At 35.3% G+C, this 6,539-nt stretch carries 6 protein-coding genes and 18 tRNA genes; 22 read left to right on the top strand and 2 right to left on the bottom strand.

Annotation, left to right across the window (positions count from 1 at the left end; translation table 11 throughout):
• The first annotated feature begins 5 nt into the window (after positions 1-5).
• The 18 genes from R4146_RS06600 to R4146_RS06515 all read left to right on the top strand — a co-directional run bounded on the left by R4146_RS06600 (position 6) and on the right by R4146_RS06515 (position 1,625).
• Positions 6-78: transfer RNA gene (locus R4146_RS06600), tRNA-Val, on the top strand.
• 55 nt (positions 79-133) lie between these two features.
• A tRNA-Thr gene (locus R4146_RS06595) sits at positions 134-206 on the top strand.
• Between the two features lie 5 nt (positions 207-211).
• Positions 212-283 (top strand) — tRNA-Gly (locus R4146_RS06590).
• Between the two features lie 18 nt (positions 284-301).
• Positions 302-387, top strand: a tRNA-Leu gene (locus R4146_RS06585).
• Positions 388-392: 5 nt separating this feature from the next.
• Positions 393-466 (top strand) — tRNA-Arg (locus R4146_RS06580).
• A gap of 6 nt (positions 467-472) precedes the next feature.
• A tRNA-Pro gene (locus tag R4146_RS06575) sits at positions 473-546 on the top strand.
• A 32-nt stretch (positions 547-578) separates the two neighbouring features.
• A tRNA-Met gene (locus R4146_RS06570) sits at positions 579-652 on the top strand.
• Positions 653-661: 9 nt separating this feature from the next.
• Positions 662-735, top strand: a tRNA-Ile gene (locus tag R4146_RS06565).
• Between the two features lie 21 nt (positions 736-756).
• A tRNA-Ser gene (locus R4146_RS06560) sits at positions 757-844 on the top strand.
• A 9-nt stretch (positions 845-853) separates the two neighbouring features.
• Positions 854-927, top strand: a tRNA-Met gene (locus R4146_RS06555).
• Between the two features lie 4 nt (positions 928-931).
• Positions 932-1,005 (top strand) — tRNA-Asp (locus R4146_RS06550).
• A 7-nt stretch (positions 1,006-1,012) separates the two neighbouring features.
• Positions 1,013-1,085: transfer RNA gene (locus tag R4146_RS06545), tRNA-Phe, on the top strand.
• 25 nt (positions 1,086-1,110) lie between these two features.
• A tRNA-Gly gene (locus tag R4146_RS06540) sits at positions 1,111-1,181 on the top strand.
• A gap of 7 nt (positions 1,182-1,188) precedes the next feature.
• Positions 1,189-1,262 (top strand) — tRNA-Ile (locus tag R4146_RS06535).
• A 4-nt stretch (positions 1,263-1,266) separates the two neighbouring features.
• Positions 1,267-1,354 (top strand) — tRNA-Ser (locus tag R4146_RS06530).
• A gap of 8 nt (positions 1,355-1,362) precedes the next feature.
• Positions 1,363-1,434 (top strand) — tRNA-Glu (locus R4146_RS06525).
• A gap of 40 nt (positions 1,435-1,474) precedes the next feature.
• Positions 1,475-1,548 (top strand) — tRNA-Met (locus R4146_RS06520).
• Between the two features lie 3 nt (positions 1,549-1,551).
• Positions 1,552-1,625: transfer RNA gene (locus tag R4146_RS06515), tRNA-Asp, on the top strand.
• 88 nt (positions 1,626-1,713) lie between these two features.
• Here the strand turns inward: R4146_RS06515 and R4146_RS06510 are convergent.
• Positions 1,714-2,208, bottom strand: a complete 495-nt coding sequence (locus R4146_RS06510; RefSeq protein ID WP_339960612.1) for a hypothetical protein — start codon at positions 2,206-2,208, stop codon at positions 1,714-1,716.
• Between the two features lie 73 nt (positions 2,209-2,281).
• Between R4146_RS06510 and R4146_RS06505 the strand changes: the two genes are divergently transcribed.
• From R4146_RS06505 to R4146_RS06495, 3 genes are all read left to right on the top strand, one after another.
• On the top strand, positions 2,282-3,019 hold the full coding sequence (locus tag R4146_RS06505) for an MBL fold metallo-hydrolase (RefSeq protein WP_339960611.1): 738 nt from the start codon (positions 2,282-2,284) through the stop codon (positions 3,017-3,019).
• A gap of 86 nt (positions 3,020-3,105) precedes the next feature.
• Entirely contained in the window at positions 3,106-3,873 is a 768-nt protein-coding gene (locus R4146_RS06500) for an adaptor protein MecA (RefSeq protein WP_339960610.1), read from the top strand.
• Between the two features lie 141 nt (positions 3,874-4,014).
• Entirely contained in the window at positions 4,015-5,103 is a 1,089-nt protein-coding gene (locus tag R4146_RS06495) for a competence protein CoiA (RefSeq protein WP_339960609.1), read from the top strand.
• A 14-nt stretch (positions 5,104-5,117) separates the two neighbouring features.
• On the opposite strand, the gene R4146_RS06490 is transcribed toward R4146_RS06495, so the two are convergent.
• The gene (locus R4146_RS06490; RefSeq protein WP_339960608.1) at positions 5,118-5,741 is read right to left on the bottom strand and encodes a DsbA family protein; all 624 of its coding nucleotides are present in this window, start codon (positions 5,739-5,741) and stop codon (positions 5,118-5,120) included.
• 188 nt (positions 5,742-5,929) lie between these two features.
• Here R4146_RS06490 and R4146_RS06485 point away from each other — a divergent pair, with 188 nt between their 5' ends.
• Positions 5,930-6,538, top strand: a complete 609-nt coding sequence (locus tag R4146_RS06485) for a GTP pyrophosphokinase (protein ID WP_339960607.1) — start codon at positions 5,930-5,932, stop codon at positions 6,536-6,538.
• Position 6,539: the final 1 nt, after the last annotated feature.

The following is a 6,539-nucleotide window of genomic DNA, read 5'->3' as shown; positions in this document are numbered from 1 at the left end:
TTTATGGAGGATTAGCTCAGTTGGGAGAGCATCTGCCTTACAAGCAGGAGGTCACAGGTTCGAGCCCTGTATCCTCCATTCATGAAATTTATCATGTTTGGATTATGTTCAATATAGTTTTAAGGCAATTTTTGCCGACTTAGCTCAGTTGGCAGAGCATCTGTCTTGTAAACAGGGGGTCGGAGGTTCGAATCCTCTAGTCGGCATTCTTGCGGAAGTAGTTCAGTGGTAGAACATCACCTTGCCATGGTGGGGGTCGCGGGTTCGAATCCCGTCTTCCGCTTTGCCAATTCATTATTATGCCGGGGTGGCGGAATTGGCAGACGCACAGGACTTAAAATCCTGCGGTTAGTGATAACCGTACCGGTTCGATCCCGGTCCTCGGCACTTTTGCACCCATAGCGCAACTGGATAGAGTGTCTGACTACGAATCAGAAGGTTGTAGGTTCGACTCCTACTGGGTGCATATATTCGGGAAGTAGCTCAGCTTGGTAGAGCACTTGGTTTGGGACCAAGGGGTCGCAGGTTCGAATCCTGTCTTCCCGATTAAATGAAATTAAATAATTTTGTTTATAGATCGCGGTGTAGCTCAGCTGGCTAGAGCGTCCGGTTCATACCCGGGAGGTCGAGGGTTCGATTCCCCCTGCCGCGATAGTGACTTGGACCTTTAGCTCAGTTGGTTAGAGCCGACGGCTCATAACCGTCTGGTCGTAGGTTCGAGTCCTACAAGGTCCATTGACCTTATTATTTCAATATGGAGGATTACCCAAGTGGCTGAAGGGGGCGGTCTTGAAAACCGCTAGGCGTGTCAAAGCGCGCGAGGGTTCGAATCCCTCATCCTCCTTTTTATTATCGCGGGATGGAGCAGTTCGGTAGCTCGTCGGGCTCATAACCCGAAGGTCGTTGGTTCAAATCCAGCTCCCGCAATTATGGTCCGTTGGTCCAGTTGGTTATGACGCCGCCCTGTCACGGCGGAGATCACGAGTTCGAGTCTCGTACGGACCGTCCATATGGCTCGGTAGCTCAGTTGGTAGAGCAACGGATTGAAGCTCCGTGTGTCGGCAGTTCGATTCTGTCCCGCGCCATTTACAATTTAATATTCTATATTTTGCGGGTATAGTTTAGTGGTAAAACCATAGCCTTCCAAGCTATTGTCGCGAGTTCGATTCTCGTTACCCGCTTTTATATGGGCCTATAGCTCAGTTGGTGAGAGCGCACGCCTGATAAGCGTGAGGTCGATGGTTCGAGTCCATTTAGGCCCATTATGGAGAATTACTCAAGTGGCTGAAGAGGTGCCCCTGCTAAGGGTATAGGTCGCGTAAGCGGCGCGAGAGTTCGAATCTCTCATTCTCCATTTTATATGACCCGTTGGTCAAGTGGTTAAGACACTGCCCTTTCACGGCAGTAACATGGGTTCGAATCCCGTACGGGTCATTTATTGAATACGATTTTGTAAAAAATTAAATATTATTATCGCGGGATGGAGCAGTTCGGTAGCTCGTCGGGCTCATAACCCGAAGGTCGTTGGTTCAAATCCAGCTCCCGCAATATGGTCCGTTGGTCCAGTTGGTTATGACGCCGCCCTGTCACGGCGGAGATCACGAGTTCGAGTCTCGTACGGACCGTCATACTAAAAGGTTACTTTAGTTAGTGGCCTTTTTTTGTAAGCAAAATTTACAAATAAAAAAGGTTAATCAAATTATGATTAACCTTTTAATTTTTAACTGCTTGATAAATGATTTCAAAGTAATTTGAATCAAGTTTATCATTAAATTGAAAAAATTGGTTAGCAGACTTAGAATGATACCATTTTAATAGTTGCTTACTATCATTCCATGTGGTTAAAATTACTCGATTAGAAGTCTTTTTACTTACATTTAATGAATAAATGGAATCAACTCCTGATGGTAATGAATGGCTATCAATAATGTCATTAATAGTGGCATCTAATATCTTTTGTTGGTTATCATCCAATTCTAGATTAATATAACTGATATAGCCAGCCCAGTTATCATTACCATCATGTGTAATGACATTATAATTAATTGGATTTTTGAATATTGATTTTTCACCAGAAGGATCAATTAATTCAAATGAATCTTCGTTATTGTCAGAAACAAATAATTTTAATGGTCTTTCTGGATGCTGTTGTTTAATGGTATTTAGTAGATCTTTACTACCGAAAGTTACAGAAATATTATTAATCATTTTAACTCCTCCTTTTTATATATTATACTATTAATAAACGTGTAATAGAATTAATATGAATGGATGGATGTTTATGAAGATAAAAGTATTAGGTTTTTACGGTGGATATCCTGCTAATGGTGATGGAACTAGCAGCTATCTAATTCAAAGTAATGGATTTAATTTATTATTAGATTGTGGTAGTAATGCTTTAAATGAATTAGAACAATCAATTGATCCATTAAATTTAGACGCAGTTATCTTATCCCATTATCATCATGATCATACGGCTGATTTAGGAGTATTGCAATACTATTGGCAATTGCATCCAGAAGGCCGTAAACAGCCATTATTGCCTATTTATGGGCACACTGAAGATCCACTTAACTTCGGTAGTTTAACTTGGGATAATGCAACGATTGGTGAATCATATAGCGAACTGTCACCAATTACAGTTGGCCCGTTTAAAATTTCATTTTTGAAAACCCATCATCCAGTTCCAGCATTTGCAATGCGAATTGTTGATGAAGATGGTAAAGTATTAGTATTTACAGCTGATACGAGTTATTTTGATAAGCTAATTTCGTTCTCTGATTCAGCTGATTTATTAATTACTGACACTAATTTTTATGCTAATAAAACTGGTCTAAAATGGCATATGACTTCTTCTGAATCTGGATACCTTGCTGATAAAGCAAATGTAAAGCAATTACTATTAAGTCATCTTCCACAAACAGGGGATTTGAATCAGCTTGTTATTGAGGCTCAAAAGTCAGCTAGTGATAAATTACCAATTATGTTAGCACAATCAAATAAAATCATTAATTTATAATTAATTATAGGCTAATGGCTTTTAATTTATACTAAATGTGAGATAATAGTAATTAAGAATTTAACGTGTATAGGAGGTGCTCGTCTTTGAAGATGGATAGAATTAATGACAACACCATTCGAGTTTTAATTAACAATGAAGATTTAAGTGAGCATGGTATTACTGTATTAGATCTACTTGGTGACCACAAGCAAATTGAAGAATTTTTCTATAGTGTTCTCGATGAAATTGATACAGATCATCAATTTCAAGGTGATAATGAGGCGCTTACTTTTCAAGTGCTACCTAATAAAAATGGTCTAGAATTATTTATTAGTAAAGCTGATCCTAATGATCCAGAAAAAACACAGCAAACTAATGATACTGTTTCTGACTATATTAGGAACCAACTCAAGAACGAAAGTAACTTTAGTAGTGATGAGTTCTTTAAGAATAATCCCGATTTATTTAAAGGTAAAGATGATAACTACTACGATAAATACGATGCAATGAATTACTCTGATATGAAGGATAATCTAAATAATATGGACAGTTTTGGTGACGAAAGTTACGGTAATATGAAAGAAGCTATCATTAAAATGAATTCTTTCGAAGATTTTATTGCTTTATCAAAGCGGCTAAGAATTGAAAATGGTGCTTCTAGTCTATTTATTTATAAGGGTAAATATTATCTAGGATTAATGTTTGTCCGTAATTTAGATGGATCAAATGATGATATTATTAATAATAGTATTGCGTTGGCATATGAATTTGGTCACAAAACTGATGTTACAATTGAAGTATTAAATGAATATGGTAAGAAAATCATGGCAACTAGTGCGTTAGAGTTAGCTAAATACTACTTTAAAGATTAGATGTTATAAATTACTGGTTTTTATGCCCTTAAAGTTGAACTAATAATTCAGCTTTAAGGGCTTTTTTATTATTAATTGCCATGGTTACTGGAGTATGCATTATAATTAATGCTTTTATCGTATTTTAAATAGGGTGATAAGATGTTAATTGCTTTTAATAAAAATAAAAAGTTAGTTCAAGCTCAAGATGCGCATCGAAAAGAAACATTCTTTTGTTGTGCATGTATGGAATTAGTGACTTTAAAGGCAGGGCGACATAAGGTCGCTCACTTTGCTCATCAAAAGGGTAGTGAGTGTGAAAAATTAGGCGAAGGAGAGACTCAAGAACACTTATTGGGTAAACAACAACTATTTCATTTTTTTAAAATTCATAATCCTAGGTTAGAGCATTACTTTGCTAATATTAAGCAACGACCAGATTTATTATTAGATAATAATCAAATTATTGAATTTCAGTGCAGCCCAATTAGTAGTCGCCGATTAAAAGAACGATTAACGGGATATCAAAAAATATCACATATATCGAATTGGATTTTGGGGAAACCATATTTAAAACAAAAGCATAGTTTTAAAAAATTGATTCAATTCATGAGGTATCAAGTTAATTTAGGCTTTTATATTATGTATTGGGATGTGGATCAATCAAAGCTATTAATCCAGCACCATATTAAAAGCTATTTAGGAAAATTAATTTATGAATGGCATACAATTGATAATCTGGATGATTTAACTATGTTTATTAATAATCCAATCAATGTTTGTAATCAGCGTAATCACTTAATAGCTGATTTAAAGCACCATACGATTAGTATTCAAAAGCAATTAAGCTTAGGGAGTTCTAGTTTAATAAGAATTCAAAATTTATGTTACCAAAATGGCTATAATTTTGGCGGGTATCCTTTAGAATTAGATTATCCGTATTATGAACCACCACTTTGGGGGCATCAATTGAACTATATAAAAATAAAATTATTATTGTATTTAAAACTTAATTTAACGATGTCTAAAAAATCATTTTTGGAGATGTTTGATTTACTGACAGAGTTCCCATTAATGATTGACGTCAAAGTCATTAACGGGTTCAAAATGCAACTATTAAGCAGTTGGGTAAAGTTAGGCATTATTATGATAGATGGTAATCTAGTTAAACTCAATCAAATGCCCAATTGGTTTGAAAGTTATGATCAAAAATTAGCTGCAATCCCAAATTTTGTAAAAAAAAAGAACTGATTACGTTCAGTTCACTAAAGGACATGTAAATTAGGAGTTAGTTTACCGTCTTTATTATATTTAAACAAATCTTTATTCTCATAGATGTTGGTATCATTCGTGCAAACTTCAACTAAGTCATTATAATTAATTTGATCCATTAAAATTCCGCACTCAAAGGAATCACAATCAAAAATGACCGCTGAAGCGGGCTTTTGAATTTTCATTTCCTGTGCCAGTTTTTGATCAGCTTTAAACGCATTAATTGCTAATGTAGAACGTCTGTCTTCTTCAAACATTTCAATGTCTAAACCAGCTTGTTTAGCAACTTTTAGGCAAACATCGTTGTTGTATTCCTTACCATTTACAATTAATTCATCTTGAAGGCCCATTAAAAACTTCCGGCCACATTTTCTACCTTGAAATAAGGAAGCTTTGTAATCAAGAACAGTATTATACTCGGTTTTAAAGTACTTACTTTCGTTCGATAAATGCTGTCCGCTTTTGTAGTAACAATCTCTAATACTCTTCATATTCAACATTGGAATGAATTGGAACGAAAATGTTTTATCTAAATCGTCAGCAAGTTTCAAAATTACATGTTCAGCTTGAACGCATTCTTTGCATAATGGATCAACAAATAAATAAGCTTCAAGCATAATAATTCCTCCTTTCAAAGATCGTTAAAAAAGCCAATGGCAATTTATAATTCAATGTATAGAATACCAAATTTATAATAAAAAACAAAATATTTGCTTGAAATATTTGTTAAAATGTTTTCTTGTTCGTGTCTTGCTGTGATTGTGTTAAAATTAATAAGGTCATTATTAAAGAGGAAGGTGATTAAATGGAGGACTGGAAATCATTCTTATTTCCCTATCATCAAATCGTTGATGAACTAAAAATTAAGCTACGGGGAATTAGAGCTGAATTTATGGAATTAAATCAAAGATCACCCATTGAATTTGTTACCGGCCGTGTTAAGCCGATTGATAGTATTAAAGAAAAGATGCAACGCCGTTATATTGATGAATCTAGAATTAGACAGGATATGGAAGATATTGCTGGGCTTAGAATTATATGTCCATTTATCGAAGATATCTATACGGTCGTCAACTTATTAAGACAACGGTCTGATTTAAATATTTTGGAAGAACGTGACTATGTTCATAATGAAAAGGCAAGTGGGTATCGATCTTATCACATTGTGTTTGAATATACTGTACAAGGAATCGACGGACCAATGGTATTATTAGCTGAAATTCAAGTTAGAACCTTAGCAATGAATTTCTGGGCAACGGTTGAGCACTCAATTAACTACAAACATCAAGGAAACTTTCCTGAAGTGTTAGAAAAGCGACTACAGCATGTTGCTGATACTACTTATAAACTAGATGAAGAAATGTCATCGATAAAAAAAGAACTTGCGAAATATCAAGATAATAAGGAAGATTGAA

Origin of the sequence: Nicoliella lavandulae (assembly GCF_037546185.1) — a bacterium.
Taxonomy (GTDB): domain Bacteria; phylum Bacillota; class Bacilli; order Lactobacillales; family Lactobacillaceae; genus Nicoliella; species Nicoliella lavandulae.
This window is presented reverse-complemented; position numbering and strand designations above follow the sequence as displayed.

Coding starts and splice junctions, on each gene's coding strand:
- R4146_RS06485 (WP_339960607.1), top strand. CDS start 5,930: ATGGAGGACTGGAAATCATTCTTATTTCCCTATCATCAAATCGTTGAT.
- R4146_RS06505 (WP_339960611.1), top strand. CDS start 2,282: ATGAAGATAAAAGTATTAGGTTTTTACGGTGGATATCCTGCTAATGGT.
- R4146_RS06510 (WP_339960612.1), bottom strand. CDS start 2,208: ATGATTAATAATATTTCTGTAACTTTCGGTAGTAAAGATCTACTAAAT.
- R4146_RS06490 (WP_339960608.1), bottom strand. CDS start 5,741: ATGCTTGAAGCTTATTTATTTGTTGATCCATTATGCAAAGAATGCGTT.
- R4146_RS06495 (WP_339960609.1), top strand. CDS start 4,015: ATGTTAATTGCTTTTAATAAAAATAAAAAGTTAGTTCAAGCTCAAGAT.